The 25793-nt window shown below is 63.2% G+C and carries 23 protein-coding genes and 1 pseudogene; 13 read left to right on the top strand and 11 right to left on the bottom strand.

Features of this window, described 5'->3' with window-relative positions; translation table 11 throughout:
- The 5 genes from IB279_RS35550 to IB279_RS35530 all read left to right on the top strand — a co-directional run.
- Window positions 1–1081, top strand: a 1081-nt coding sequence (locus IB279_RS35550) for a mandelate racemase/muconate lactonizing enzyme family protein (RefSeq protein ID WP_192341138.1), incomplete at its 5' end; no start/stop codon positions are given.
- A complete protein-coding gene (locus IB279_RS35545) occupies window positions 1078–1950 on the top strand; it encodes an amidohydrolase family protein (RefSeq protein ID WP_246802264.1) in 873 nt (290 codons plus the stop codon). The genes IB279_RS35550 and IB279_RS35545, both read left to right, overlap by 4 nt.
- Before the next feature lie 121 nt (window positions 1951–2071).
- Complete coding sequence (locus IB279_RS35540; RefSeq protein WP_060520509.1) at window positions 2072–3049, top strand: TRAP transporter substrate-binding protein; 978 nt, start codon at window positions 2072–2074, stop codon at window positions 3047–3049.
- A gap of 79 nt (window positions 3050–3128) precedes the next feature.
- Window positions 3129–3650 carry a TRAP transporter small permease gene (locus IB279_RS35535; RefSeq protein WP_060520510.1) on the top strand — a complete coding sequence of 174 codons (522 nt, stop codon included), beginning with the start codon at window positions 3129–3131 and terminating at the stop codon, window positions 3648–3650.
- Window positions 3651–4931, top strand: coding sequence for a TRAP transporter large permease (locus IB279_RS35530; protein WP_034800061.1), 1281 nt, complete (start codon window positions 3651–3653; stop codon window positions 4929–4931).
- Between the two features lie 64 nt (window positions 4932–4995).
- On the opposite strand, the gene IB279_RS35525 is transcribed toward IB279_RS35530, so the two are convergent.
- The 3 genes and pseudogenes from IB279_RS35525 to IB279_RS35515 form a co-directional block, all read right to left on the bottom strand.
- Entirely contained in the window at window positions 4996–5328 is a 333-nt protein-coding gene (locus IB279_RS35525; protein ID WP_034800062.1) for a tetratricopeptide repeat protein, read from the bottom strand.
- Between the two features lie 25 nt (window positions 5329–5353).
- Window positions 5354–5947, bottom strand: a complete 594-nt coding sequence (locus IB279_RS35520) for a flavin reductase family protein (protein WP_063979538.1) — start codon at window positions 5945–5947, stop codon at window positions 5354–5356.
- 150 nt (window positions 5948–6097) lie between these two features.
- A pseudogene (locus IB279_RS35515) lies at window positions 6098–6702 on the bottom strand (superoxide dismutase).
- A gap of 164 nt (window positions 6703–6866) precedes the next feature.
- Here IB279_RS35515 and IB279_RS35510 point away from each other — a divergent pair.
- Window positions 6867–7478 carry a metalloregulator ArsR/SmtB family transcription factor gene (locus IB279_RS35510; RefSeq protein ID WP_210338777.1) on the top strand — a complete coding sequence of 204 codons (612 nt, stop codon included), beginning with the start codon at window positions 6867–6869 and terminating at the stop codon, window positions 7476–7478.
- Window positions 7479–7539: 61 nt separating this feature from the next.
- On the opposite strand, the gene IB279_RS35505 is transcribed toward IB279_RS35510, so the two are convergent.
- The 5 genes from IB279_RS35505 to IB279_RS35485 all read right to left on the bottom strand — a co-directional run bounded on the left by IB279_RS35505 (window position 7540) and on the right by IB279_RS35485 (window position 10614).
- Window positions 7540–8307, bottom strand: a complete 768-nt coding sequence (locus IB279_RS35505; RefSeq protein ID WP_192341134.1) for a 3-hydroxyacyl-CoA dehydrogenase — start codon at window positions 8305–8307, stop codon at window positions 7540–7542.
- A 104-nt stretch (window positions 8308–8411) separates the two neighbouring features.
- Complete coding sequence (locus IB279_RS35500) at window positions 8412–8732, bottom strand: FliM/FliN family flagellar motor switch protein (protein ID WP_051659531.1); 321 nt, start codon at window positions 8730–8732, stop codon at window positions 8412–8414.
- A 155-nt stretch (window positions 8733–8887) separates the two neighbouring features.
- Window positions 8888–9244, bottom strand: coding sequence for a hypothetical protein (locus IB279_RS35495; RefSeq protein ID WP_127890830.1), 357 nt, complete (start codon window positions 9242–9244; stop codon window positions 8888–8890).
- 306 nt (window positions 9245–9550) lie between these two features.
- Window positions 9551–9814, bottom strand: a complete 264-nt coding sequence (locus IB279_RS35490) for a hypothetical protein (RefSeq protein WP_034800066.1) — start codon at window positions 9812–9814, stop codon at window positions 9551–9553.
- Entirely contained in the window at window positions 9811–10614 is an 804-nt protein-coding gene (locus IB279_RS35485; RefSeq protein WP_060644759.1) for a DUF899 domain-containing protein, read from the bottom strand. Before IB279_RS35485 ends, IB279_RS35490 begins: the two co-directional genes overlap by 4 nt.
- Before the next feature lie 245 nt (window positions 10615–10859).
- Here IB279_RS35485 and IB279_RS35480 point away from each other — a divergent pair, with 245 nt between their 5' ends.
- From IB279_RS35480 to IB279_RS35455, 6 genes are all read left to right on the top strand, one after another.
- Complete coding sequence (locus IB279_RS35480) at window positions 10860–12704, top strand: phospholipase D-like domain-containing protein (protein ID WP_192341131.1); 1845 nt, start codon at window positions 10860–10862, stop codon at window positions 12702–12704.
- A gap of 304 nt (window positions 12705–13008) precedes the next feature.
- The gene (locus IB279_RS35475) at window positions 13009–14181 is read left to right on the top strand and encodes an ABC transporter substrate-binding protein (protein ID WP_192341129.1); all 1173 of its coding nucleotides are present in this window, start codon (window positions 13009–13011) and stop codon (window positions 14179–14181) included.
- A gap of 175 nt (window positions 14182–14356) precedes the next feature.
- On the top strand, window positions 14357–15223 hold the full coding sequence (locus IB279_RS35470) for a branched-chain amino acid ABC transporter permease (protein WP_192341127.1): 867 nt from the start codon (window positions 14357–14359) through the stop codon (window positions 15221–15223).
- Complete coding sequence (locus IB279_RS35465) at window positions 15220–16224, top strand: branched-chain amino acid ABC transporter permease (protein WP_089046005.1); 1005 nt, start codon at window positions 15220–15222, stop codon at window positions 16222–16224. The genes IB279_RS35470 and IB279_RS35465 overlap by 4 nt, the downstream gene beginning before the upstream one ends.
- Window positions 16224–16988, top strand: coding sequence for an ABC transporter ATP-binding protein (locus IB279_RS35460; RefSeq protein ID WP_060529554.1), 765 nt, complete (start codon window positions 16224–16226; stop codon window positions 16986–16988). Before IB279_RS35465 ends, IB279_RS35460 begins: the two co-directional genes overlap by 1 nt.
- Window positions 16969–17685: an ABC transporter ATP-binding protein gene (locus IB279_RS35455; protein WP_060520536.1), complete on the top strand. Its 717-nt coding sequence runs from the start codon at window positions 16969–16971 to the stop codon at window positions 17683–17685. Before IB279_RS35460 ends, IB279_RS35455 begins: the two co-directional genes overlap by 20 nt.
- A gap of 22 nt (window positions 17686–17707) precedes the next feature.
- Here the strand turns inward: IB279_RS35455 and IB279_RS35450 are convergent, their stop codons facing one another.
- The 3 genes from IB279_RS35450 to IB279_RS35440 form a co-directional block, all read right to left on the bottom strand.
- A complete protein-coding gene (locus IB279_RS35450; RefSeq protein WP_192341125.1) occupies window positions 17708–19714 on the bottom strand; it encodes a CHASE2 domain-containing protein in 2007 nt (668 codons plus the stop codon).
- Complete coding sequence (locus IB279_RS35445; protein WP_192341123.1) at window positions 19714–23370, bottom strand: FecR domain-containing protein; 3657 nt, start codon at window positions 23368–23370, stop codon at window positions 19714–19716. Before IB279_RS35445 ends, IB279_RS35450 begins: the two co-directional genes overlap by 1 nt.
- A 470-nt stretch (window positions 23371–23840) precedes the next feature.
- On the bottom strand, window positions 23841–24527 hold the full coding sequence (locus IB279_RS35440) for a GntR family transcriptional regulator (RefSeq protein WP_034800075.1): 687 nt from the start codon (window positions 24525–24527) through the stop codon (window positions 23841–23843).
- A gap of 204 nt (window positions 24528–24731) precedes the next feature.
- On the opposite strand from IB279_RS35440, the gene IB279_RS35435 reads away from it, so the two are divergent.
- Entirely contained in the window at window positions 24732–25775 is a 1044-nt protein-coding gene (locus IB279_RS35435) for a 4-hydroxythreonine-4-phosphate dehydrogenase PdxA (RefSeq protein WP_060520517.1), read from the top strand.
- Window positions 25776–25793: the final 18 nt, after the last annotated feature.

Below are 25793 nucleotides of genomic sequence, written 5' to 3'. Positions count from 1 at the left end.
CGCCTCCATGCGTTTTGACCGTCGCGCCCATGTGCTGGTCGAGATCGAGTGCGACGACGGCACGATCGGCTGGGGCGAGTGCCTCGGCCCGGCGCGGCCGAATGCGGCGGTGGTTGCGGCGTACACGCCCTGGCTGATCGGCCAGGACCCGCGCCAGACGGAAAAGCTCTGGGCGATCCTCTACAACGCGCTGCGCGATCAGGGGCAGCGCGGGCTTGCGATTACCGCCCTTTCCGGCATCGATATCGCGCTCTGGGATATCAAGGGCAAACATTATCGCGCCTCCGTCTCCATGCTGCTTGGCGGGCGCTGGCGCGAGAGCGTGCGCGCCTATGCGACCGGCAGCTTCAAGCGCGATGGCGTCGACCGGGTCTCCGACAATGCGCTGGAGATGGCCGAGCGCCGGGCGCAAGGCTTCCATGCCTGCAAGATCAAGATCGGCTTCGGCATCGACGAAGACCTGCGTGTCATTCGTGCCGTGCGCGAGGCGATCGGCGACGAGATGCGGCTGATGATTGACGCCAACCATGGCTACACCGTCACCGAGGCAATCCGGCTTGGCAAGGCGGCGGCCGACTACGACATCGACTGGTTCGAGGAGCCGGTCGTGCCGGAACAGCTTTCCGCCTATCGCGCGGTCAGGGCCGGCCAGCCGATCCCGGTTGCCGGCGGCGAGACCTGGCATGGCCGCTACGGCATGTGGCCGGCGATCGAAAGCCGTGCCGTCGACATCCTGCAGCCGGATCTCTGTGGCTGCGGCGGCTTTTCCGAGATGGCGAAGATCACGAGCCTTGCGACGCTGCACGGCGTTCGCATCGTGCCGCATGTCTGGGGCACGGGCGTGCATATCGCTGCGGCGCTGCAGTTCATGGCGGCGATGACGCCGGATCCGGTGCGGGTCACCCCGATCGAGCCGATCCTGGAGTTCGACCGGACGGAAAATCCGTTCCGACAGGCGGTGCTGAAGGCGCCGATCGAGGCGGTCGACGGTGTCGTTGCCATCCCCGATGCGCCCGGCCTTGGCATCGAGATCGACCGTGACGCGCTCGCCAGGTTCAAGATGCCCGAGAGCGCGCAATGATCGAGCGAACCCTCACCGGCCGCCCGCCTGAACCGCGCTTGCCGACGGGCACGGTCGACGCGCAGATGCACATGTATCTGCCGGGTTATCCATCGCTTCCCGGCGGCCCGCCTTTGCCGGTTCAGCCGTTGCCGGATGCTGCCGCCTACCGCCAGGTCATGGACTGGCTCGGCATCGACCGGGTGATCATCACCCAGGGCAACGCCCATCAGAAGGATAACGCCAATCTGCTCGCCTGCCTGGCCGAGATGGGCGATGTCGCGCGCGGCGTCGCCGTCATCGACGAAACCACGTCCGATGCGGACATCGGCGCGCTCAGCGACGCGGGCGTTGTCGGTGCCCGTATCATGGATCTGCCTGGAGGGGCGGTGGGGCTCGATGCGTTGGAAGCGGTCGATGCGCGGGCACATGCGGCAGATTGGATGATAGCCGTGCAGTTCGACGGCAACCGGCTGCTCGACCATCTGCCGCGGCTGGCGCGCATCCGGTCACGCTGGGTGCTCGATCACCACGGCAAGTTCTTTGCCGGCGTCGATCCGGATGGACCGGAGATCGCGGCTCTCTTGAAGCTGATCGATCGCGACAATGTCTGGTTCAAGTTCGCCGGCGTCTACGAGAGTTCGCGCGACGGGTGGCCCTATGGGGATGTCGCAGCCGTCTCCAGGAAGATCGCCGCGCATGCGCCAGAGCGCATCGTATGGGGTTCGAACTGGCCGCACAACATGATCCGCAAGACAGAAGACTATCCCGACGATGCACGGCTGGCAGACCTCGTGCTCGGCTGGCTTCCGGACGAACGGGCCAGACATCTGGCTCTCGTCGAGAACCCGGAACGCCTGTTCAAGCTGCCGGCCTTCGCCGCGGTGTAGTTGCCGCGGGTGCTGGGAGGCGCCCGTGGAACCCACAACATGGAGATTTCGCATGCCGGCCCGGATGGGCAGCAACCCGGTCTTGGGAGAGGCCGAAGCACGACTAGAGGAGGAGGAAAACATGAAGAAAATTGCAAGCATGCTTTGCGTCGCCATGGGGCTGGCGTTTGCCGGCACAGCGGCGCAGGCGCAGGAAATCACCCTGCGTTCGGCAGACATCCATCCGGATGGCTACCCGACGGTCGATGCGGTCAAATACATGGGGCAATTGCTCTCCGAGCGCACCAACGGCCGAATCAAGATCGAGGTCATGAACAACGGCGTTCTCGGCGGCGAGAAGGACACGATCGAACAGACCCGCTTCGGCGTCATCGACATGAACCGCGTCAACGCAGCACCCTTCAACAACCTCGTCAAGGAGACGATGGTCCTCGGCATGCCTTTCCTGTTCCGCTCGACGGAACACATGCACAACACCGTCGACGGCCCGATCGGCGACGAAATCCTCGCAGCCTTCGAGCCACACGGCCTGATTGGCCTTGCTTTCTACGATAGCGGCGCGCGCTCCTTCTACACGACCAAGAAGCCGATCGAGAAACTGGCTGACCTGAAAGGCCTGAAGATCCGCGTGCAGCAATCCGATCTCTGGATCGCGATGATGCAGGCCTTCGGCGCCAACCCGACGCCGATGCCGATGGGCGAGGTCTACTCCTCGCTCGAGACGGGCGTCGTCGATGGTGCCGAGAACAACTGGCCGTCCTACGAATCTGCCCGCCATTTCGAGGTGGCCAAGAACTATTCTCTGACCGAACATTCGCTCAATCCGGAAATCCTCGTCATTTCCAAGACGAGCTGGGACAAGCTCTCGCCTGAGGATCAGACGCTGCTTCGCCAAGCGGCCAAGGACAGCGTCGGCAAGATGCGCGAGCTTTGGAGCGCGCGCGAAAAGGCTTCCGAGGAGAAGGTCCGCGCTGCCGGTGCGAACGTGATCAAGGTCAACAAGGAGGAGTTCGCAGCCGCCATGGGGCCGGTCTACGACCAGTTCGTCAGCGACCCGAAGCTGAAGGACCTTCTCGAAAGGGTAAAGGCGGTCAAGTGACAGCGGTGAGGCCGGCTCCGGGATCGGGGCCGGCCTTTTCAACTGTTTACCGGATCGCCTTTGCGGAGGAGGAAGAAACATGCGTCGTTTCATGCGGACGATACGTCCGCTTCTAGGCGCGCTGAGCCGCGCTTCGCTCTACATCGCCGGCATCGGCATGGTCGCCATGACCCTGATCGTCGGCTGGCAGGTCTTTGCCCGCTACGTGCTCAACGACTCTCCGAGCTGGTCGGAGCCCTTGGCTCTTCATCTCATGGCCTGGTTCATCATGCTCGGCGCCGCCGTCGGCGTACGCGAAAGCGTGCATCTCGGCCTCGATGTCGTCCGACACGTGATGAAGCCGTCGGTGCAGCTTGCCATGGATCTGGCGAGCCTCGGGCTGATCGTCGTGTTCGGCTTAGCGATGGCCTATTACGGCCTGCTCCTTTCGGCCGGCACCTGGACGGCGACCATTCCGGTTCTCGGATGGCCCGGCGGCGTCGACTTTTTCCCGCTGATCGTCGGTGGCGCCATGATCGCCCTTTTTGCCGCGGAGCGATTTATCGACCAGTTTCTCGGCGTCGAACTCGCAGCCGATGTCGTCGTGCAGGAGATGGCCTGAATGGCTTACACTATCCTCTTTGGGGTCTTCACCCTCCTGATGCTCATCGGCACGCCGATCGCCTTCTGCCTCGGCATCGCTTCGTTCGCGACCGTGCTCTATCTCGGCCTGCCGCCGGTGGTGGTGTTCCAGCAGCTGAATTCGGGCATGAACGTCTTTGCCATGATGGCGATCCCGTTCTTCATCTTTGCCGGTGACCTGATGGTGCGCGGCGGCATCGCCAACCGGCTGATCCAGTTTGCGGCCGGCCTCGTCGGCCACCTGCGCGGCGGCCTCGGCCAGGTCAATATCGTCGCCTCGACGCTCTTCGGAGGCATCTCCGGCTCGGCGGTGGCTGACGCCTCTGCGGTCGGCGGTCTGATGATCCCGCAGATGGCCAAGCGCGGCTACGACCGCGACTATGCCGTCAACGTCACCGTCAATGCGGCGATTATCGCGCTGATGGTTCCGCCGTCGCACAACATGATCCTCTATTCGATCGCCGCCGGCGGTAATGTTTCGGTTGCCGATCTCTTTACCGCCGGCATCATCCCGGGGCTCTTGCTCGCGCTTGCGCTGATGGTGACGGCCTATGTCGTTGCCAGGCGCCGGGGCTATCCGTCCGAACCGTTTCCGGGCTTTGCCAAGGTCTTCTACTATCTGCTCGCCTCGTTCCCCGGCATCGTGCTGATCGGCATCATCTTCGGCGGCGTGCGCTCCGGCGTCTTCACCGCCACGGAAAGCTCGTGCATTGCCGTGCTCTATGCCTTCCTCGTCGCCATGCTTGTTTATCGCGAGCTGGATTGGACGGGCTTCGTCGAGGCGGTGATGGGGGCGGTGCGCACGACGGCCATGGTGCTGCTCGTCATCGGCATGGCGGCGTCCTTCGGCTGGCTGATGGCGTTCCTTCAGGTGCAGGCATTGATGATCAGTGCGATCGGCGCGATCTCGGAAAACCCGATCATCGTGCTGCTCGTCATCAACATCATCCTTTTGATCCTCGGCACCTTCATGGACATGGCGCCGATGGTGATCATCTGCACGCCAGTGCTGTTGCCCGTGGTCAAGGCCTTCGGCATCGATCCGGTGCATTTCGGTGTGGTGATGATCCTCAATGCCGGCATCGGCCTCAACACGCCGCCGGTCGGAACCGTACTCTTCGTCGGCTGCGCCGTCGGCGGGATATCCATCCGCGAGGCGATGCGCACGATCTGGCCGTTCTTCGGCGCCAGCATCGCAGTGCTGATGGCGGTCACCTACATACCGGCGCTGTCGCTGTGGCTGCCTTCGGTCTTCAAGTGAACTGATCGTTCGCGATATCTCCGGGCTCGGTATATCCGCCGGGCCCGGCCTTTTTCAGGGCTGGCTACTCGTTCCCGTTGGCGGCGAGACACTGCCGCTCCAGGCGTTTCAGGAAGACGCCGATTTCCTTTGCTGCCTGCAGATCGCCCTTCCGCTCGGCGACCGTACGGCCTTCGCGCCAGACCTGAATTGCCTCCTGGTGGCGGCCCAGCTTGAGGAGGATTGCGCCACGCAGTTTCCATGCTGCCGAATAGTCCGGGTCGAAGGCGATCGCCCGCTCCACATGGGCCAAGGCGGTATCGAAGTCCGCCTCCTGGAGGCAGATGCTGCCGAGCGTGAACCGCAAAAGGGCGTCGTCCTTTCCGTCCTGTAAGAGCTTTTCGAGCACTTGCCGCATGGCTTCCTCCTCCGCGATCGCCGGTTCAGGCCGCAGGCTTGCTTGGGGTAAGGGGCGCATGCCCATTGCTCGCCAGCGTCAGCGATCTCGTCCTGTCGAGAGACTGATACCGGCGGCGGCCCCAGATCAAGGGGTCGGCATGAGCAGACGTCTGGGTTGCGACAATTGTTCCCACGAACAGCATATGGTCGCCCACCTCGATCGAAGCGCTGAGCAGGCAGTCGAGCGTGGCAGCCGCGCCGAGCAGCCTTGGCCGTCCGCTCGGCCACTCAGCCCATATGCCGACGAGATAGCGCTTCGACGCTTCGATCTTGCCGGCAAAGGCATCTGCGATCAGCTCCTGGCCCTCAGCCAGCATGGCGAGCGAAAACCCTCGCTCGGCGGCGATCAGCGCGGCAAGCGGACTGTCCGCCTTGATCGAAATGACGATCGACGGCGGGTTGGCAGAGAGCGAGAAGGTCGCCGTCACCGTCCGGCCGAGACTGTCGGGGCCATTGCCGGCGCTCGCCACGCAGACGGTGGCGGCGAGATGCGACAGGGTGTCGGCGAACTCCGGTTTCGACACCGCCAGGTCGGCATGGGCGTCGATGGCGAGGGAGGGCGGAGGTGTCTGGCGCATGGGGCTCGTTCCGAGATGAAATAGCCCGTGGCGGCGGGGAGACGCCACGGGATTTGCAGAAGCCTGAGCTCAGGCGGGGGCGAGCGGCTGCTGCAACTCTTCGACCGATCGGCTCGCGAACTCTTTCCAGCCCGCACCGCCTTCAGTCGGTCAGGCGGACTTGAGTTCCGCTTCGGCAAACTCATAGTTGGCAAGCTTGTCGAGGAAGTTCGACGCGTAGTCCGGGCGACGATTGCGGTAGTCGATGTAATAGGCGTGCTCCCAGACATCGAGGCCGAGCAGCGCCTTGCCTTCATTGGTGGCAACCGGGTTGGAGCCATTGGCGGTCTTCGTCACCTTCAGCTTGCCGTCCTGGCCGAGCACCAGCCAGGCCCAGCCCGAACCGAACTGGCCGGTGGCGGCTGCCTTGAAGGCATCCTTGAAGGCAGCGACGCTGCCGAAATCTTCGGTGATCTTCTTATCGAGCACGCCGGGGATCTGACCGCCCTTCGGCGAAAGGTTGTTCCAGAACAGGATGTGGTTCCAGGGCCGGCATTGTTGAAGACCGGGGCGAGTTCCGCCTTGCCGTGGCTGAGGCGAATGATCTCTTCCAGCGACAGGCCTGCAAGCGAGGCGTCCTTCTCGACGAAGCCGTTGAGCGCCGTGACATAGGCCTGGTGATGCTTGCCGTGGTGAAACTCGATCGTCTCGGCGCTCATGCCGTTTTCGGCAAGTGCTGCGGCGGCGTAGGGAAGGGCGGGAAGTTCGAAGGCCATGGTCAAATCCTTTGCGGGCGGGGCACTCTCGGATCACTTGTCTGCGAACGGAGGAGAGTGTATTTAGCAAGACAATTCTTTGTAAATCTGCGCGCGGGAATATGTCAAGCGATCCCTTGTTAAATCCAGAGCAAAGCGCCGGCCGCACCCCGGGCGAGCGCATCATGCTTGAACTCAAGCTACACGGACCGCAGACCGCGACAGCGCTCGGCAAACGTCTGGCGATCACCGGCGAGGCCGTGCGCCAGCAGTTGGTGCGTCTCGCCGAGGAGGGGCTGGCCACGTCGTGGTCCGAGGCAAAAGGCGTCGGTCGTCCGTCGCAGTTCTGGGGGCTGACGGCTGCCGGCCACGCGGAGTTTCCCGATACGCATGCAGAGCTGACCGTCCAGTTGTTGCGCACCATCCGGCAGACGCTTGGCGAGGACGCGATCGACCGGCTGATCGCCGCGCGTGAGGACGAGACGCGCCAGAACTATCGTGCGGCGATGGTGGAGAAAGAGAGCCTGCGCGAACGGGTGGACGTGCTCGTTCGATTGCGGTCACAGGAAGGCTATATGGCCGCCTGCGAGGATCCGGGCGACGGCACGCTGCTGTTCGTCGAGAACCATTGTCCGATCTGTGCCGCCGCGACCAACTGCCAGGGCTTCTGCAGGGCAGAATTGAGCGTGTTTCGGGCGGTGCTCGGGCCCGGTGTCGAGGTCGAGCGCGCCGAGCACATTCTGGCCGGCGCGCGACGTTGTGCCTATGTGGTCAAGTCGGCCGACCGGGCCGCCTGATCGTGCCAAAGGAACGCTCTGGCACGCGCCCGGTCGTCGGGCGCCACCAGCTCCGATACTGTCAGCGCGCGCCCATGCGCAGGGCGCCGTCGAGGCGGATGACTTCGCCGTTCAGCATGCGGTTTTCGCAGATGTGCTGCACGAGTGCCGCGAATTCGTCCGGTTTGCCAAGGCGCTGCGGGAAGGGCACGCTCTTGCCGAGCGAATCCTGCACTTCCTGCGGCATGCCGGCCATCATCGGTGTTTCGAAGATGCCCGGCGCAATGGCGACGACGCGAATGCCGTGGCGCGCGAGTTCGCGCGCAATCGGCAGGGTCATCGAGACGACGCCGCCCTTGGAAGCGGCATAGGCCGCCTGGCCGATCTGGCCATCGAAGGCGGCGACCGATGCGGTATTGACGATCACCCCGCGCTCACCATCCTCGCCGGGCTCTTCCCGCTGGATCGCCTCTGAGGCGAGCCGCAGCATGTTGAAGGTGCCGATGAGGTTGATCGCGACCGCGCGCGAAAAGCTTTCAAGCCGGTGCGGACCGTCGCGCCCGAGCACCTTTTCCCCCGGCGCGATGCCGGCGCAGTTCACCAGGCCGTGCAGATGTCCGAAGCGATCGAGAGCCGCTGCTACTGCGGCGGCGCCATCGGCCTCACTGGTGACATCCGTCTTCTGGAAGAGCGCGTTGCCGCCAAGCTCCTCGGCCATCTGCTGGCCGGCTGCGGCGTTGACGTCGGCGAGAACCACGCGGGCACCCTCGCCATGCAGCTGCCGCGCGACGGCCGCACCCAGACCCGAACCGCCACCGATAACGATAAAGACTTTTCCATCGATCAGCATATGAGGCTCCTCCCGTACCGGATCGTGTCGTTGAACTATCGACATAGCCTTGCTGGCTGTGGAAGCCAAGTTCCGCTGACGACGGCGGCCTTACGCGTCGGAGCCTATTGGGCGCCGATCGGGGAGATTTCGATGATCTTGATGCCGATGGCGTTGGTGGCTTCGTCGAAGACGATTTCGCCGCGGCCGATCACCATGCCGTTGACCTTGAGTTCCACCGGTTCGCCGAAGTTGCGATCGAGATGGATCGTGTCGTCCTGATGGAGTTTCGAGATCTGCGACACCGTCAGCTTGGCGCGCCCGATCACCGCTTCGATCGCGAGAGGAATTCCCTGGACTGCGCGCTCGCTCATGACAGAACGGCCTTCGAACGCAGGGCTTTCGTCGAGCTCGACCAGCTCATCCTGTAGCTTCTTGTTAATCATTCTGCACCATCCAAAGCACTGATTCACGACTCTTTAACAAAGAGTTGCGCCAGTTCGCCCTGGGTAGCAACCGTGGCTAAATGGGGGTTCCCCGTGCCTTGCAAGCGAGCGTTAACAAAGCGTTAACATCCACAATTCGGAGGCGGTGAAAGCTGTCAAAGCGTCACCGCAGCCCAGTTTCCGTCCCGTTTTTGGAATCCGATCATGCGGCGGCCATTCGGCAATTTGTCGCCGAGTCGCACGACATAGACGTAACCCTCGTAGACCATCAGCCCGCGATCGCCGTCACTGAACAGGATCTGGAAATTCGGCGACTGCATCATCGCGGCGTCGACTTCAGCGCCGGTCACAGCCGGGGCAATCGCTGCGATCTCCGACGAAGGCTCTTTCGCTCCACTCAAATAGTAGAGCGATGCCGCAGCGGCTATAACGAAAAGCAGCAGGGCGCCCGCCAAAGGCAACGGGCGGCTCTTGAAACGTGTCGGGTTCGGTTGAGAGGCGGCAACACTCAAGGTCAACTTCCTGATTCGCTGTATTTTCCGAACGGATCCGGCCACAGGTGGAAAGCGACTGATTTCTCCTGCCGATGCAAGGGCCGGAGATCTTGCCAAATCTACCTAGTGGAACCGTTCCGTACTTCAAGCTGAGAAGTCACTTGCTTCTCCGACTCGACAGCATGCCCACTCGCCGATTTCAGGGACATATGCCCATCGGCGTTTCCACATCTTTTGCGTGCCGTGCGACAATAGCATGTCGCCGGATGATTTTTCAGCTCCCGACGCCCGCAACTGACAGGCGCCGGGGGCGAGGCCGATCCCTCAGCCCTTTCTGATGTCGATCAGTTTCAGCCAGGGCTGAAGGTGAAAGGCGCCCATCAGCAGATACATGGCGGTCATCCCGCCGATCACAGTTTGTCCGGCGCCGCTACACAGCATCGGATCGGCCCCGGCGGTTCCCATGTTGGAAAGAACCGCCATCAGGGCGAAGGTGGGGGCGGCGGCAAGCGCCAACCCCGCAGCTACCAAACGGGCGAGGGAGGGCGCCCGCCCGTCGCGCTCACCGGAGCGGGCGCCGATGCTCATGGCTTCGCGCTCGTGTCGGAGGCGCGCATCGCGGCCTCGCCGGCATCCGATACTTCGACCCATCTTTTGTCGGGGGCAGCGCCTTCGACGTAGCTGTCGTTCCAGTTCCACCACTTGTAGGTCGGGGTCTGCGGATATCCGGCCGGCGAATCCTCCCACACTTCCTGTCGGCCGAGCGGGGTGATGTCGAGATAGTTCCAGGTGCTACCCATCTGTTCGTCGCCGCGGCTGTTGACGAGGTAGGTGCGAAACAGCTCTTCGCCGTCGCGGAAGAAGACATTGTGGCCGTGCCACTCGCCCACGTCGAAATCAGCATCGAAGCTGTCGGTGATGGTGTACCAGGGCATGGTCCAGCCCATCCGTGCCTTCAGCCTGGCAATATCCGCCTGCGGGGCGCGCGAGGCAAAGACCAGGGTCGTGTCACGGGCGTTAAGGTGCGACAGATGCGCAACCTGATCGGCGACCATCGAGCAGCCCCGGCAGCCGTGATCGGGCCAGCCATGCACGCCCGGTTCGTAGAAGGCGCGGTAGACGATCAACTGGCGCCGGCCGGCAAAGAGGTCAAGCAGGCTCGCCTTGCCGTCGGGGCCCTCGAACACGTAGTTCTTGGTCACGGCCGTCCAGGGCATCCGCCGACGCTCGGCGGCCAACGCATCGCGGGCGCGGGTGTGCGCCTTTTCCTTTACCAGCATTTCCTGCCGGGCCGCTTCCCATGCCTGTGCCGAAACCACCGGCGGCTTCTGCATCGTCGACTGGGCGTCCGCGCGTCCGTTCTCGCGTTTCTCGATCGTCTGGGTCATGGTGCTGTGTCTCCTCGTTTCAGCAAAGCTTCTCAACGCAAGGCCGATGCCTTGCAGTCCTGAGCAGCTTGACACCGCAAGAGGATCGGCGGGAGTAACAAGTGTGGCGGTGTTTTCGAGCCGGAGCCGCTGCCACTGCGCAGCGGCGCGGGAGTTCGCCGATCAAGCTCCTTTTTAGTTGTCGCTGTTGTAATTCCTCGAAGTTGAGCGAGTATGCATGTCGCAACCACGCGCGGGAGGACGGCATGCATTTCGTTTCGGATGCGGTTGGCGGGTACAAGGTCTTCGCCGTGTCGGGGGTCAATACGGTTTCGTTCGCGATAGACTATCGCAACGCCGACACCGCGGGGCTTCTCGGTTTTGCGGTCGAGCGGCATGATCCAACGGAAGGCGAGCGGTACTACATGTACGGCTTCAAGGTCTTCGAAACGGTGATCTCCCATCCCAATGAGGATACCGTCGTTCTGACCTACGACCATCCCGTTCAGAGTTTCGTCTGGGATGACTTCACGGCCAAGCCCGGTCGGCGTTACGACTATTACTTCCATCCGCTGACGGGTATGGCGAAGAACATCGACCGGTCAGCACCTGCCATCAGAATCGGTATCAAAACCGAACCGCTCTTCAGTGAGGAGACGCACGACGTTTTCTTCAACCGCGGTGTCGCGAGCAGCCAGGCCTACCGACGCCGTTTCGGAAACAAGCCGCCGGACAAGCTGGAAACGCCGGAAAAGACGCTCGAGGCGCTGCAGTGGCTGAGCCGGGACCTTGACGAAGCACTGCTGCGTTTCATCGACCAGGCGGAAGCGGGGGACACGCTGCTCGGCTGCTTCTATGAATTCAGATATCGCCCCGTCGTGGAAAGGCTGAAGGCCGCCTTCGAGCGCGGCGTCGTCGTGAGGCTCGTGCTCGACGCGAAGGAAAATGCCTATACCGACAAGAAGGGCAAGTTCCACGAGAGCTTTCCGCGCGAGGAGAACAAGGAAATCGTCCGCACCGTAGGGCTTTCGAAGGCGGCGATCGCGCGGTGGCGGGAGAACAATCCCGCCGACATACAGCACAACAAGTTCATGGTGCTGCTCCCCAAGGATCCGGGCCGAAAGGCGCAGGTTTGGACAGGCTCGACGAACCTGTCGATGGGCGGCGTGCATGGCCAGACCAATGTCGGGCATTGGGTCCGCGACGCCGATCTCGCCAAGGCATTTGAAACATACTGGACACTGCTTGCCGGCGACCCTGGTGCGGCAAAAACCGACAATCCTGCCGCGAGCAGGTCAAAGCGAAAAGCCTTTCGCAAGGCGGTCTCTGACCTTGCCGAGGTGCCGCATGCGCCCGCGGATGTTTCAAGCGGCGTGACCTCGATCTTCAGTCCGCGTGCCGGAAGCGCCGTTCTGGATATGTATGTGAGGGCGCTGGACGAGGCGCGGTCCTATGGCGGCGTGACACTCGCCTTCGGGATCAACGATCGCTTCAAGCAGGCGTTTCTCGACAATAGTGCCCAGTCCGGCGTGCATCCGGTGCTCTTCCTCCTCCTGGAAAAGCGCGACCAGCCTAAGGCCAAGGCGAAGAAGCCGTTCATTCCGCTGACGGCGCGACAGAACGTCTATCAGGCCTGGGGATCCTATCTGCGCGATCCGGTCTATCAGTGGGCGCGGGAAACCAATGCGCGAGCGCTCGGGCTCAACAATCACGTCGCCTATGTGCATTCCAAGTTTCTGCTCGCCGATCCCCTTGGCGCGGATCCAATGGTCGTCACCGGTTCGGCGAACTTCTCGGACGCGTCGACCAACGACAACGACGAGAACATGCTGCTCATCCGTGGCGATCGGCGCGCGGCCGACATCTACTTCACGGAGTTCAATCGGCTGTTCAACCACTATTATTTCCGCTCTGTCCGGGAGGCGACAGCAAAGAAGAAGGCCGACCGGGACAAGGCGGCGCGCGTGGGGACATCCGAGGGAGCCGCAGCCAGTCTGTTCCTCGATGAAACTGGCGAGTGGCTGAAGAAGTACAAGCCCGGCAAGCTGCGAGCCAAACGCGTTCAGGTCTTCATCGACATGGCGCAGCCGGAAAATCTGCCGCCGATCTAGGTTAGCGGCGGCGATACGCCCCGAACCCGCGATTGCGCCGCCACCGTGTCGTTTGCTGCTCCCCTGTTGATCGCAGTGGGCTGGCGCGACACTGGAAGGTGCGTGTCATGGGCTGGGGATTTCGGTGCACTCGGCTGGCCGAGGCGCGCTGCCTGTGTCAAAACATAACCCCTAAATTATGATTGGCACCCCATATTTCATTTTTACATCACCGTTTGGCATGGCAAGCTGACAACCATCAAATCGACAGTCGTTTGCGACGAGGATGCGGGCTCGGGAGTGGCCGGCATCTCAGGGAGGAAATATGAAGCGGATGATTCTGGCTGCGGTTGCGGCTTTGGCAATGAGCAGTGCTGCCTATGCCGACACGATCAAGATCGGTGTCGTCGGACCGTTCTCCGGCCCCTTCGCGCTGCAGGGCAAGAACTTCAAGGCTGGCATCGACGCCTATATGGCGCTGAACGGCAGCAAGGTCGGCGACGACGATATCGAGATCATCTACCGCGACGTGCCGCAGGCCGATCCCGCCCAGTCAAAGGCGCTGGCCCAGGAACTGGTGGTCAAGGAAGGCGTGCAGTACCTCGCCGGCTTCTACTTCACCCCGGATGCCATGGCGGTCACGCCGCTGCTCACCCAGGCGAATGTGCCGCTCGTCATCATGAACGCGGCGACCTCGGCGATCGTCACCAAAAGCCCGCTCGTCGTGCGCACCTCGTTCACCACCTGGCAGACCTCGACGCCGATCGCCAAGGTTGCCAAGGACGCGGGTGTTTCCAAGGTGATCTCCGTCGTCAGCGACTACGGCCCGGGCGTGGACGCCGAGAACGCCTTCAAGACGGGTTTCGAAGCGGCCGGCGGCCAGGTGGTCGAAGCGATCCGCATGCCGCTTGCGACCAACGACTTTTCCCCAATCATGCAGCGCATCAAGGATTCGGGCGCGGAAGGCGTCTTCGCCTTCCTGCCGTCCGGCCCGACGACGCTCGGCTTCGTCAAGGCCTTCAAGGAAAACGGCCTGAAGGACGGCGGCATCAAGTTCTTTGCGCCCGGCGACCTCACGCAGGAATCCGATTTGCCTGCTCTCGGTGAGGCGGCGCTCGGCATTCAGACGACCTTCCACTACGCCGTCTCGCACGACTCGCCGGAGAACAAGGCCTTTGTCGAAGCGGCGAGCAAGGCGATCGGCAACCCGGCGGAACTCTCGTTCCCCTCGGTCGGAGCCTATGACGGCATGCATGTGATTTACAAGATGATCGAGGCGACCGGCGGCGAGCAGGATGCGGCCAAGGCCGTGGAAGCCGTGAAAGGCCTCTCTTGGGTCAGCCCGCGTGGTCCGGTGACGATCGATCCGGAATCGCGTCACATCACCCAGAACATCTATCTGCGCGAGGTCGCCAAGGCCGATGACGGCACCTATTACAACAAGGAAATCCAGACCTTCGAGAAGCAGGACGACCCCGGTCTCGCTGCGCTGAAGTAGTCGACTTGGGCGGGTGCTGAGCGCCCACCGACACTGATGATGCGTTGACCGGTTGCTTTTGAGCGACCGGCGCGCCTGCGGCGCCGCGAATGCTGGCGCCTGACTGCCGCTCCGCGCATAGTGCGCACCGAATCCGGCGCAGCCAAATTTGGAAGAAAGGGCAACGGATAGCCCCATGCAAACCGTCCTCAGCATTGCGATCGACGCCCTTGCCTATGGCATGGTGCTCTTCGTCATCTCCATCGGCCTTTCGGTCACCATGGGCCTGATGCGCGTGGTCAACCTGGCGCATGGCGCCTTTGCCATGATCGGCGGTTACATCGCCTCCTATGCAGCGCGCGATTTGGGTCTTGCCTACGGCTTTGCCGTGCTGCTCGCGATCTTCGGCACCATCATCATCGCCGTGCCGATCGAGCGGCTGCTCTATAGGCGGATCTACGGCGCACCGGAACTGACCCAGGTGCTGATGACCATTGGTATCACATTCTGCATCATCGGCATCGCCAACTATGTCTTCGGCCCGACGCTGAAGACGGTGCCGCTGCCTGGCGAATTGCAGGGATCCGTCGACCTCGGCTTCCGGGCAATCGCCACCCATCGCATCTTTGCGATCGTCTGCGGCCTCGTGGTTGCAGCCGGTCTCTGGTACGCGATCGAAAAGACCGCCTTCGGCGTCAAGCTGCGGGCCTCGGTTGACAACGCGGCAATGGCGGCCGCCCTCGGTGTGCGCACGGAAATCGTCTATGCGGTGAGCTTTGCGGTTGCCGTCGGACTTGCCGCCTTCGGCGGCGTGGTGGGGGCGGAACTTCTTCCGGTCGAACCCTATTACGCGTTGCGTCACATGGTGACGTTCCTGGTCGTCGTCTCCGTCGGCGGCGCCGGGTCTATCCCGGGCGCGCTCGTTGCCTGCCTGCTGCTCGGCGCGATCGATACGACCGGCCGTTATCTCATGCCGGAATTCGGTGAATTCTTCTTCTATCTGGCCGTGATCGCGATCATCTGCGTGTTCCCGCGCGGGCTCGCCGGGAGGGCCAAGGGATGACCATGACGACGACGAACGACTTGATCGCGACCGCTCCGGTGCGCCGACGGTTTGGCGGTGGGGACCTCATAGGTCTGGCCGTTATCCTGCTGGTCGCGGTGGTCGGCTACTTCCTCTTTCCCAACAATCTGGCTCTTCTGACCCGGATCATCGCAGCCGCTCTGTTGGTGCTGTCGCTCGATCTCGTCACCGGCTATTGCGGTGTCGCGACGCTCGGGCACGCGGCGCTCTTCGGCGCCGGCGCCTATGCCGCGGGCATCGCCTCGGCGCATTACGGCATCAACGATCCGCTGGCGATGCTGGCCTTCGGCATTGTTGCCGGGGCGGTGGCGGGACTTATCTGCGGGGTCGTCATCCTGCGTGCGCACGGGCTGCCGCAACTGGTGCTGTCGATCGCGCTCATCCATCTCTTCCACGAGTTCGCCAACAAGGCCTCCTCCTGGACCGGTGGCAGCGACGGGCTCTCCGGCATTGCGCCGACGGCACTTCTCGGACTCTACGAGTTCGATCTCTGGGGCCGCACGGCCTATGTCTTCGGCGTGGCGCTGCTTGCCATCGTCTTCGTCGTGCTGCGATTGATCGTGCGCTCGCCCTTCGGCATGTTGTGCCGCGGCATCAAGGAAGACCCTGTCCGCATCCGCTCGATGGGGGCGTCGCCGAAGTTCGCGCTCACGAAAATGTATGTCATCTCCGGTGCCGTTGCCGGCGTCGGCGGCGCGCTGAATGCGATCTCCACCCAGGTCGTCGGGCTCGACAGCCTCTCCTTTACGATGTCTGCCGAAAGCCTCGTCATGCTGGTGCTCGGGGGTACGGGCTCGTTGTTCGGTGCGCTCACGGGCACTGTCGTCTTCATGTTTTTCGAGGACGTGGTCTCGGCGGCCAATCCCTTCCACTGGCTGACGATGGTGGGCGCGCTGTTGATCGCCGTCGTGCTTTTCGCGCCGAAGGGCATCTATGGCACCGCGGCTGCGTTCTTTGCCCGCCGCAAGGAGGCACAGTGATGCAGCCGATCTTCGAAGTCCGCAACTTGAAGCGCGCCTTCGGTGGGCTCGCGGTCACCAATGACGTCAGCCTCAGCATGGCGCCGGGCGACCGGGTCGCGCTGATTGGGCCGAACGGCGCCGGCAAGACGACGTTCGTCAATCTCGTGACCGGCAATCTCAAGCCGGATTCCGGCGAGGTGCGTATCGGTGGCGAGGTGGTGACCGGTATCGACGCCATCGGTCGGGTGCGAAGGGGACTCGTTCGCTCGTTTCAGGTGACGCGGCTCTTTGCCGATATGACACCTTCCGAACATGTTGCGCTCGCTGTCCTGCAACGCACTGGCCGCGCCGGTCGTCTGTTCGGCAATTTTCTGGGCATGCCGGACGTCATGGCCGAGGTGGCAGACCTTCTCGGCAAGCTCGGGCTTCGGGAACTGATGCACCGCAAGGTGAGCGAGATCGCCTACGGTCAGCAACGCTTGCTGGAAATCGCCGTTGCGCTGGCGCTGAAGCCGCGGGTGCTGCTGCTCGACGAGCCCGCCGCCGGCGTGCCGCAGAGCGACACCGGCCGGATCGAGCAGGCACTGGCCGACCTGCCAGCCGATCTCGCCGTCTTGATGATTGAGCACGACATGGATCTCGTCTTCCGCTTTGCCAAGCGCGTCGTCGTGCTGGCCGCCGGCGCGATCATCTTCGACGGTTCGCCGTCTGACGTGACGAAGGATCCGCGCGTGCGGGAAGCCTATCTGGGGAGCTATGCCAATGCCAGCCACGCCGCTTGAGGTGGAAAACCTGTCCGCCGGCTATGGGCCGACGCGGGTGCTCGAAGGCGTGTCCTTTGCCGTTCCGGCAGGTGCCCGGCTTGCCGTGCTCGGTCGCAACGGCATGGGCAAGACGACCCTGCTTGCAACGCTTGCCGGCCAGACGCGACGTTATGACGGGCGCATCCGCATGGGCGGGACGGACGTGACCGTGTTGCCAAGTGCTGCGCGCGCCATGCAGGGGCTCGGCTTCGTGCCGCAGGCGCGCTGCGTCTTCCCGACGCTGACCGTGGAGGAAAACCTGTTCGTCGGCCTCAAGAACCGCCCGAAAAGTGCGATCCAGGAAGCCTACGACATGTTCCCGCGTCTCTTCGAGCGCCGGCGCAATCTCGGCAGCCAGCTCTCAGGGGGCGAACAGCAGATGCTGTCGACGGCACGCTCCATCCTCGGCCGTCCGTCGATCCTGTTGCTCGACGAACCGCTGGAGGGCCTGGCGCCCGTTATCTGCGAAGAGCTGATGAAGGCGTTTGCCGAACTGGCAAAGACCGGCGACATGACGATCGTCTTGGTCGAACAGCGCATTCAGAGCGCGCTCGACTTTGCCGACCGGGTGATCGTGCTCGAACGCGGCCGGATCGCCTGGACCGGAACGCCGGAAGCGCTGGCGGGAGATCACGATACCGTCGAGCGGCTGCTCGGCGTCGGCGGGCTCCACTGACCACGCGGTCGGTTGTGGCTGCTCACTTCGGTTCCCGTCGCGACGTATCGAGACGGGAACGCTCCCTTTCGTAGTAGCGCGCGAGTGGCGGCAGGGCGCTCCTCAACTGGTCGAACACCGCGTCATGAGCTCGAAGCGTGCCGTCATATTTGGCCTGTACGAAGGCCTGGTGGCGTTCGATCGCGTCCTTCCTGGCGCCGACGGCGACGGTGAAGACCGGCGACACGGCGGTGCGGCCCTTGACGGTGATGCGATCGAGTTCGGCGATCGGGAAGGTCTTTTCGACGAGACGCGCGGTCTCCTCGCCGAGGAGCAGGGAGATGCCGTAGTCCTTCGATGCGCCTTCGAGGCGCGAGGCCAGATTGACGGCGTCGCCAAGGGCCGAATAGTCGAACCGCTGGTGCGAGCCCATGTTGCCGACGACGCATTCGCCGGTGTTGATGCCGATGCCGATCCTCAAGGTTTGGGCCGGTCGGCGTTCCCGTTTCGCCTCGCTTTCGAGTTCCCGGTTCACCCGTTCAAGCCGCGCAAGCATGTCGAGCGCCGCCCCGACTGCATGCACGGCATGGTCGGGGTCGTCGAGCGGCGCGTTCCAGAAGGCCATCAGGCAGTCGCCGATATATTTGTCGATGGTACCGCCCTGTTCGAGAACAGCTTCTGAAAGCGGCGTCAGCAGCCGGTTGACCAGTGCCGTCAAACGCTCCGGATCCTCCTTCATTTCCTCGGCGATGGTGGTAAAGCCCCGGATGTCGCAAAAGAGGATCGACAGCGTGCGCCGTTCGCCGCCGAGCCTCAGGTGTGACGGGTCTTTCGCCAGGCGCTCGACAAGGGCAGGGGAGAGGTACTGCTGGAAGGCGCGGGTGATTTCGCGGCGCTTCTTGCGTTCTTCCGCATAGTCGAGCCCGGCCTGGCCGGCAGTCACGGCAAGGAACGCAAGCCCAGGCCCAAGCGGCGACAGAAAGACGTGGCCAAGACGCATCGCGGCATAGCTGGCGGCGATGATCAGGCCGATGGCGACGGCGCCATAGGCAAGCGTGCGCCAGCCGGTCGTCCGCAGCACCGAAAAGGCCGCAAGCATCGCGGCCAGCGCAATGGCGGCAACCACATACGGTCTTGCAGCGCGCTGAATGAAAAGCTCATGGGCCAGATTGTCGTAGATGGTAGCCTGCATCTCAACGCCGGAAACGAGCTTGTTCGAATGTACGGTATCCGATGTCGTGAAGGCATCGGCCCCGCCCTCGGCGATCGATGGCGCATTTTGCAGACTGAGACCGACGAGCACGACACGGTCCTCGAACATGCCTTCTGGCAGGAAATTGTCGGGATCGAGCGCCTGGTAATAGGAGACGGTGGGATAGGTCCGCGCCGGTCCGAAGACCTGGATCAGCGCGTCCTTTGGCGGTGCGTGCGATTTTGCGCCGGCGATTGCCGCGAGCACGGCGGCAAATCCGTCCGGATAGTCGGGAACGGCGCGCAAGGTTCCGTCGCCGCTGAGGCTGACGGAGGCGATCCCGGTCCAGGCGCCCTTTGCGATGAAGCGGGCGAGCGGCTCGGTGCGCACGAACTGGTCGGCCTGCGGCGCCTCCACCAGCGTCTGGTCTCCGGCAAGAACCACGTCCGCGCCGAGCGCCTTTTCCAGCGCCTCGTCGTTGGCGGCATCGGCCGAAGGCTCAGCGAAAATCACGTCGATGCCGATGGCGCGTGCGCCGGCCTTGCGCAGCGCCTCGATGAGGCGCGCATGCAGGGCGCGCGGCCAGGGCCATTGGCGCCCGATTTCGGCCATCGACGGTTCGTCGATCGCGACGATGATCGGGCTGTCCTCAGGAAGCGGCGGGCCGTCGACGGTCGACAGGTAGTCGAAGCTGCGCAACTCGTTCAGCCGCCAGGCATTGGTCAAGGTCGCCAGCGACAGCGCGATGGCGACGAAAACCGCAAGCGCAAGAAGTTTTAACCGCCGTTGCAGGAAGCGGGGGCTGTCCCATTGTCCGGACCGACCGCTCGATGCCTGCACGGCGACGCGCTCCTCCATCAGAACCGCACTTTGATCGTGCCTTTGAACGTTCGTCCCCAACCCGGCAGGCCATTGCCCAGCTCGAAATCTTCATCGAGCAGATTGAAGGCTGCCAGATCGACCTCGATCTGCTTGTCGAACGGTTCCCATTGCAAGGCGGCGTCGAGCGTCCAGAAGTCATCGAGCGTCTTTAACCCGCCGGGTCGTGAACCGACATAGTTGGCGGCAACGGTCGTCTTGACGTTCGCCGTGCTGACCCAAGTTAGCGCCGCTTGGCCGGTGTTTTCGGGCACGAACAGCAGTTCGCCGGGCTGGCTGCCGGTGTGTTCCTTAACGTCGGCTTCCGTGTGGGCCGCGGTCAGGGAGAGGCCGAAGCCGTGGCCGATGGCAAAGTTCGCCGTTGCCGCAACCCGGTCGAGCCCGACCTTGGCATACGCAAGGCTGGTGGTCGAAAGCGGAATGTCGAGCGCGAGTTGCCGCACCTCCTGGTGCTGGTAGTCGAGCGCGGTGAAGAACCAGCTGTTCCACTCCGCGTCCCAACGCAGTGCCAGCGTATCGGCATAGCCTTCGGCGCCGAAGCGCAGCTGGTTCGGCTGCAGCCCGACGATGCCGATCGGCGCAAGGGTGGCGACGTCGAAGTTGAGGCCATCGCGCATGGCTGCCGCCCGCAGCCAATGCCCTTCGGCCGGCGCCCAGGCGATGCCGATTTTCGGTTCGAGCCTGACATCGCCGTCGTTGACGCCTTCGATATAGCGGGCAAAGAGGGCGCCTTCCGTCTTCAGGTCCGGCGTGATTTCGTAGATCGTGTCGATGTAAGCCTTGGCGACGGTCTGTGTGGCGGACGTCGAACCGGACGCGATGACGGGCGCATTGCTGCTGCCGGTGCTGACGCCCAGCGGGTCAAAAATGTCGAACGCGCTCGATGACTTTACCACACCGCCTTCGACGCCGTAGCGCCAGGTGAAATCGCCGTCACCGTAAAGGTGATTGATGGCGGCGATATATGTTCTCTGCTTGTCCTCGCTCCGGCTGGTGGCAAGGTCCGGAAAGCGCGGGTCCGTGAGCCGGATCCGCTCGTTTTCCGTGGTATTCTGATCGGAGAAGAAAAACGCGGCATTGGCGATGTTGCGGTATCCGAAGGTATGGCTCCACGCCACGCCCGAGAGTAGCCGCGAGGAATCGTCGTCGCTCAGCCCGTCGAGCTTCAGAGGGGCCGCGCGGGGATCCGGGATATCGAAAATACTGCGTCTATCATCAAGATCGCCGTAGTTGGCATAGGCCACGACCCTGTCATCCGGCGTCGGGGAGGCCGTCACATAGCCATTGCCGCCAAGCAGGCGTGCTTCACGCTCGATCGCCAGGCCATTGCCGATATCGATCGTATCGCGCGGCTTTTCCCAATGCAGATTGCCGTAGACGCTGATCGGGAAGGGCGAGAACGTCAGCCCGCGCAGTTCCGCTTCGCCGATCCCGCCCTCATGGTCGCTGTCGGCGATGATGCCGCCTGCGACCGCGGCCTCGAAGAACGGCCGTTGGACGAGATTGGCCGTGCGCTCGCGGCTTGCCAGCATGTGCGGCTCGATCAGCAGCCCCTGGAAGAAGGCGGAGAAGCTCTGCGGATTGGCGGTGTTGACGACGGGGCTGCCATCGAAATCATAGGTGTTGAACAGCGGGTTGACGCTGCCGCGGATCGCCTGGTCGACATAGCTCGATCCCGTGAACGGATCAAAGACCACATCGCCGTAATATTGCCCCCAGGCGTTCAGGCCTTGCAGGCGGAAGGCGTCGTTGAGCGTCGATCCGGCATCCTGGTTGGCGCCGAGCGGAGCACTTTCGCCGCCGCGCGCCCGCGTCCGCCGCATAAGATCCTGCGCATAGCGGATCGCCGCATCGGAATCGTATTCGTCGATCGCAATCGCGGTCCGCACGGTCGCGACGACGGGGTCGTTCGGGTCGAGCCGGTCGGCATTGTCGAGGGCCTGTGCCGCCGGAAGGCGGTCTCCCTTTTCATAATGCGCCGCCGAGAGCAGCAATTGCGCGTTGGAATAGGCGGGGTTGGCCGTCGAACCGGCCAAGAGGTCGTCGATCGCCTTGTCCAGGTTGCCGTTCTGCAAATGGTACCGACCGCGGGCGACGAGCACGAGGTCGAAGGAAGGATCGATCGCGAGTGCCGTATCGATCTCGCGCTTTGCTTCCGCAAGCCGCATTTCATCGAGGTACTGATAGGCCAGGTTGGCGTGGTAAAGCGGATCGGCCGGATCGAGTTCCACGGCCTTCTGGAATGCTCTCTCGGCGCCGCGATTGTCGCCCCGCTCGCTTTTTGCCAGGCCCACCCAGTTCCACAGCGACGGGTCGCCCGGCGTGATTTCCAAAGCGCGCTCGAGATCCGCCAGCGCGCCTATTCGATCGTTTTCAATGAGCAAGCGGTACTTGGCGCGCGATTCCAGTGCGGTCGGGTCGTTGGGATCGTTCGCAAGCGCCTTTTCGATACCGGCGCGCGTTTCGTCTCGATCGTCGAGCAGCATTGCAAATTGCGCGCGGGCCGCTGGGAGGAACGGATCGTCCGGATATCGCCTTTCCGCCTTCTTGATCGTTTCGATCGCTGCGCGGATATCGGTGCGAAAGCCCGCGGTCCAGGCCGCAGCGAAGGCGCCATAGGCACCTGTTGCCTGAGACGGCGGCTGCTCGATCCGGTCCGGGTCGGCGAGAGCGCGTGCGAAATAGCCGCCAAAGGCCGCGACGGAGCGGCGGTCGGCGTCGAGCCCGGGGGTTGCCTTTTCGAACAGCTGTGCCGCATTGCCGTAGCGGTTTTCAGAACCGGCAATCAGCGCTTCGACGAGATAGGCGCGCGCGGCTTGAGATCGATTGAGGCCGAGGCGTCGGGCCTGTTGAAGGGCGGCTGTGGCCTGGGCTCGCCCGTCGAACCGCAGCTGGATTTCGGCGAGTGTCAGCCAGTCTTCGGCCGAGCGCGACGCTTCCGGCCGGGCTTCGATCCGTTCGCGCTCATTGCGCATGTCGCGCACCTTAAGCGGGGTTGACGGCATGAGCGCGAAGGCGTCGCGTAAAGACAGATGGAAGAGCATCTGTTCGCGGTCCTTCGGCGTCACGATCACGATCTTGGTCGGCGCTTTCCCGATGGCGGCAACGGCGCCTTCGCCCTGTTTCACGGTGACGCTGCCAAGTTCGTTGCTGAGTTCGACCACGCCTTCAAGCACGGTCAGCGAGGTCGTGTTGCCGGCGACCGTCAGTGTCCAATCGGTGCCGCGAATGGCAGCCGTTGCCGCCGGCGTGTCGATCGTCAGGCCCTGGCCGCCACGCTCCGCCCGTGCCCAGATCGTGCCTGACTGCAGTTCGAGATTGGTATCGCTGCCTGTGCCCATGCGTTTGACGCGCAACGCCGTGTTGCGGCCGAGCCGGATCTGGGTGTGGTCGGAGAAAAGCACCGCCAGCGCCCCGGTCGCATTGGTGCGCAGGATATCGCCGGACAAAAGGTCCTGTGCGAGATCGACGAAACGCCAGCTCGAAACGTCGACGAAGCGCACTTCCTCACCGGATTTGCGGGCAATCACCGATCCGGCGACGGGCGGTGTTCTTTGAACCGGCTCTGCCATGCTTGCGCCTGGACAGAGGATTGCCACTGTCGCAAGCAGTCCCCGAAGCCGTTGCCGCCCCATCTTCGTTCCTGTCTCCGCCCCACGTAGATTCAGTGAATTTCGATCAGGTTAAAGTCAATTGAATTCGAATATCCTTAATTGCTTTCCAAGCAATGCAGATTGTTCGGGAGGCAAATCTGTAACACCAGGCGGACAGCGACGCTGCCATCGCCTGCCGTTGCTTGGTGGCGGACGGATTCTTCACTGTTGCACGCGAGTGTGTCGTCCCTGAACCTGCCGTCGAACTGCCGTCGGCTTCCCTCGGTGGCTGGCGCGTCTGCTGGGGACGCAGGGCCTGCTCTCCAAGCTCTCGAGCCTGGATGTCTCGGGAAAGGCGCTGACCGCAAACCCCGGTGCCGCGCGACGCAATTCGCGCGGGGAAAAAGCAGGTGGCCGCGGGAGATGCCGTGGCCGTTACGAACGCCTGTTCGAAGTTCTGACAGAAGGTGCGGGCCCGCCGGGGCTCACTTGCGCCGAAGCTGGAGCGTCGCCTACACCGCGGCGCGCACCCGTTCCCAGGCATTCATGAGGTGCCGACCGAGAACTTCGGAAAGCCTTGCCTTGTCGCGGGCTTCGAGCGCGACGATCATTTCCTCATGCTCGGCAACGGCCGCCGCCCATTTTTCAGGCCCCTCGTGGCCGATGAAGCGAATGCGCTTCAGCCGCGTCTGCAAGATCGCATGCATATCCGCCAAGGCGGCGTTTGCCGCCAGTTGGGCGATGGCCGAATGGATCTGCTGGTTGAGCTTGTAATACTGCAGCCGGTCACCGGCCTTGTAGCGCGAGACCATTTCGTCGTGGAGCGCGCGCACTTCGGCGATGCCGGCGTCGCTGGCGGCTTCACAGGCGAGCTTGCCGGCAAGCTCTTCCAGCGTCTGCAACACCGTCAGCATGTCACGCACGTCCTTGGCGCTGAAACGCTTGACGACGGCGCCGCGGCTCGGAACGAGCTCCACCAGTCCTTCGCTCGCCAGATACTTGATGGCTTCGCGCAGCGGCGTGCGCGAGACGCCGAGCTGCTCGCCGAGTTGACCTTCATGCAGACGCGTGCCGGGCGAGAGATCACCCTCGATGATCATGTCGCGCAGATGCGTGACCAGCGTGTCGTGCAGCGCAGTGCGTCGGATCGGGCCGGGGCCGCCCTCGGGGCGTTTCTCCAGAGAGGTAATTTCGTTCATCGTTTCGCTTCTGCATCTGGCGACTGAAGTGTCGGCCGTCTGTTCCCGTTCGCGCCAATTGAATCAGCGCTGTCTCATTAAAGCATGGAGACGGGCCCCGATATCGTCAACAGAAAATGCTGCATACAGAATACAAAAGACTTGATGCAGAATTTTGAATAACGTATGACGGCTCTTGAAAGAATGAAGTGGAGGACATCTCTCATGACGACCAACGGTGTAGCCGCTAACGGCGCGCGTCCTGTCATCGCGCTCGCTATGGGCGATCCGGCCGGCATCAGCCCGGAGCTCACGGCAAAGCTGCTGGCGCTTTCCGATATTCGTGAGGCTGCCCACATCATCACGATCGGCGATCGTCGCATCCTCGATGAAGGCGCCCGTATTGCCGGCGTCACGCTCGACCTTGCATCCTCGACCCTGGAGGGCCTCGACGCCGTCGGGACCGAGCGCCACGTGTTCGTCGACCTTGGCCATCTCGATCCGGCCGACGTCGTCCGCGGCGAGGCGACGCTTGCGGGCGGCACCTTTGCGACCCGCAACTTTCGCGTAGCGCTCGAGTTGGCGCATGCCGGCAAGGCGGAAGCAGTCTGCTTCACGCCCTTCAACAAGAAGGCGATGCGCTTTGCCTATCCGGGCTACGACGACGAGATCCGCTTCGTCTCCGACGTTCTCAACTTCACGGGCAAGGTCCGGGAATTCAACGTTCTCGAGAAGGTCTGGAACGCCCGCGTCACCTCGCACATTCCGATCAAGGAAGTGGCCGACAACCTGTCGGTCGAGGCGATCCTTGCCGAGCTCGAGCTGACCCAGAGCTGCCTCAAGGAAGCCGGTTACAGCGAGGCGAAGATTGCTGTTGCCGGTCTCAACCCGCACGCCGGCGACGGCGGCAGCTTCGGCATGGAAGAGATCGACATCATCGAGCCGGCCGTCGAAAAGGCCAAGGCGCGCGGCTTCAACGTCGACGGCCCGTTCCCGGCTGACACAGTCTTCGGCCGCGCCCTGAAGGAAGGCTACAACGCCGTCATGACCATGTACCACGACCAGGGACAGATCGCGATGAAGCTGATCGGCTTCGACAAGGGCGTGACGATGATGGGCGGCCTGCCGTTCCCGCTCTGCACGCCGGCCCACGGCACGGCCTACGACATCGCCGGCAAGGGTATTGCCGACGTCGGCGCCAGCCGCGAAGCGCTGCTTCTGGCAGTGCGCATGGCGAAGAAAAAGGCGGCTCTCAAGGCTGCTGCCTGATTTCGCACGCTTTCAAGC

This window comes from Ensifer sp. ENS06 (genome assembly GCF_014852205.1).
GTDB classification, from domain to species: Bacteria; Pseudomonadota; Alphaproteobacteria; order Rhizobiales; family Rhizobiaceae; genus Ensifer; species Ensifer adhaerens.
Note: the sequence above shows the minus strand (reverse complement) of the source record. Positions and strands in the feature narration are given on the sequence as shown.

What these genes read in the sequence shown, in the direction of transcription:
- IB279_RS35545 (WP_246802264.1), top strand. Translation starts at nt 1,078, where the DNA reads ATGATCGAGCGAACCCTCACCGGCCGCCCGCCTGAACCGCGCTTGCCG.
- IB279_RS35540 (WP_060520509.1), top strand. Translation starts at nt 2,072, where the DNA reads ATGAAGAAAATTGCAAGCATGCTTTGCGTCGCCATGGGGCTGGCGTTT.
- IB279_RS35535 (WP_060520510.1), top strand. Translation starts at nt 3,129, where the DNA reads ATGCGTCGTTTCATGCGGACGATACGTCCGCTTCTAGGCGCGCTGAGC.
- IB279_RS35530 (WP_034800061.1), top strand. Translation starts at nt 3,651, where the DNA reads ATGGCTTACACTATCCTCTTTGGGGTCTTCACCCTCCTGATGCTCATC.
- IB279_RS35525 (WP_034800062.1), bottom strand. Translation starts at nt 5,328, where the DNA reads ATGCGGCAAGTGCTCGAAAAGCTCTTACAGGACGGAAAGGACGACGCC.
- IB279_RS35520 (WP_063979538.1), bottom strand. Translation starts at nt 5,947, where the DNA reads ATGCGCCAGACACCTCCGCCCTCCCTCGCCATCGACGCCCATGCCGAC.
- IB279_RS35510 (WP_210338777.1), top strand. Translation starts at nt 6,867, where the DNA reads ATGCTTGAACTCAAGCTACACGGACCGCAGACCGCGACAGCGCTCGGC.
- IB279_RS35505 (WP_192341134.1), bottom strand. Translation starts at nt 8,307, where the DNA reads ATGCTGATCGATGGAAAAGTCTTTATCGTTATCGGTGGCGGTTCGGGT.
- IB279_RS35500 (WP_051659531.1), bottom strand. Translation starts at nt 8,732, where the DNA reads ATGATTAACAAGAAGCTACAGGATGAGCTGGTCGAGCTCGACGAAAGC.
- IB279_RS35490 (WP_034800066.1), bottom strand. Translation starts at nt 9,814, where the DNA reads ATGAGCATCGGCGCCCGCTCCGGTGAGCGCGACGGGCGGGCGCCCTCC.
- IB279_RS35485 (WP_060644759.1), bottom strand. Translation starts at nt 10,614, where the DNA reads ATGACCCAGACGATCGAGAAACGCGAGAACGGACGCGCGGACGCCCAG.
- IB279_RS35480 (WP_192341131.1), top strand. Translation starts at nt 10,860, where the DNA reads ATGCATTTCGTTTCGGATGCGGTTGGCGGGTACAAGGTCTTCGCCGTG.
- IB279_RS35475 (WP_192341129.1), top strand. Translation starts at nt 13,009, where the DNA reads ATGAAGCGGATGATTCTGGCTGCGGTTGCGGCTTTGGCAATGAGCAGT.
- IB279_RS35470 (WP_192341127.1), top strand. Translation starts at nt 14,357, where the DNA reads ATGCAAACCGTCCTCAGCATTGCGATCGACGCCCTTGCCTATGGCATG.
- IB279_RS35465 (WP_089046005.1), top strand. Translation starts at nt 15,220, where the DNA reads ATGACCATGACGACGACGAACGACTTGATCGCGACCGCTCCGGTGCGC.
- IB279_RS35460 (WP_060529554.1), top strand. Translation starts at nt 16,224, where the DNA reads ATGCAGCCGATCTTCGAAGTCCGCAACTTGAAGCGCGCCTTCGGTGGG.
- IB279_RS35455 (WP_060520536.1), top strand. Translation starts at nt 16,969, where the DNA reads ATGCCAGCCACGCCGCTTGAGGTGGAAAACCTGTCCGCCGGCTATGGG.
- IB279_RS35450 (WP_192341125.1), bottom strand. Translation starts at nt 19,714, where the DNA reads ATGGAGGAGCGCGTCGCCGTGCAGGCATCGAGCGGTCGGTCCGGACAA.
- IB279_RS35445 (WP_192341123.1), bottom strand. Translation starts at nt 23,370, where the DNA reads ATGGGGCGGCAACGGCTTCGGGGACTGCTTGCGACAGTGGCAATCCTC.
- IB279_RS35440 (WP_034800075.1), bottom strand. Translation starts at nt 24,527, where the DNA reads ATGAACGAAATTACCTCTCTGGAGAAACGCCCCGAGGGCGGCCCCGGC.
- IB279_RS35435 (WP_060520517.1), top strand. Translation starts at nt 24,732, where the DNA reads ATGACGACCAACGGTGTAGCCGCTAACGGCGCGCGTCCTGTCATCGCG.